Source organism: Psychrobacter sp. A3, from assembly GCF_028823565.1.
GTDB classification, from domain to species: Bacteria; Pseudomonadota; Gammaproteobacteria; order Pseudomonadales; family Moraxellaceae; genus Psychrobacter; species Psychrobacter celer.
In genome coordinates, this window is record NZ_JAPEHS010000176.1 from 1 (window position 1) to 699 (window position 699).

The 699-nt window shown below is 48.5% G+C and carries 1 rRNA gene; it reads left to right on the plus strand.

Annotated elements, in window-relative coordinates:
- Positions 1–699, plus strand: a 23S ribosomal RNA gene (locus NK638_RS12360); the annotation flags it as partial.

The following is a 699-nucleotide window of genomic DNA, read 5'->3' on the forward strand; positions in this document are numbered from 1 at the left end:
GATTTCTGAATGGGGAAACCCACTTACCATAAGGTAAGTATCTTGTACTTGTACAAGAAGCGAACGAGGGGAAGTGAAACATCTCAGTACCCTTAGGAATAGACATCAATTGAGATTCCCCTAGTAGCGGCGAGCGAACGGGGAGAAGCCGATTAATGCTAATGTAGAAGAACAGCGTGGGAAAGCTGACCATAGTAGGTGATAGTCCTGTATTCGAAACATTAGCGTTAACATATTAAGTAGAGCGGGGCACGAGAAATCCTGTTTGAAGATGGGGGGACCATCCTCCAAGGCTAAATACTCCTGACTGACCGATAGTGAACCAGTACCGTGAGGGAAAGGCGAAAAGAACCCCTGTGAGGGGAGTGAAATAGAACCTGAAACCGTGTGCGTACAAGCAGTGGGAGCCCACTTGTTGGGTGACCGCGTACCTTTTGTATAATGGGTCAGCGACTTATATTCTGTAGCAAGGTTAACCGTTTAGGGGAGCCGTAGGGAAACCGAGTCTTAATAGGGCGTCTAGTTGCAGGGTATAGACCCGAAACCGAGTGATCTATCCATGAGCAGGTTGAAAGTGCCGTAACAGGCACCGGAGGACCGAACCCACTGTCGTTGAAAAGCCAGGGGATGACTTGTGGATAGGGGTGAAAGGCTAATCAAACTCGGTGATAGCTGGTTCTCCCCGAAAGCTATTTAGGT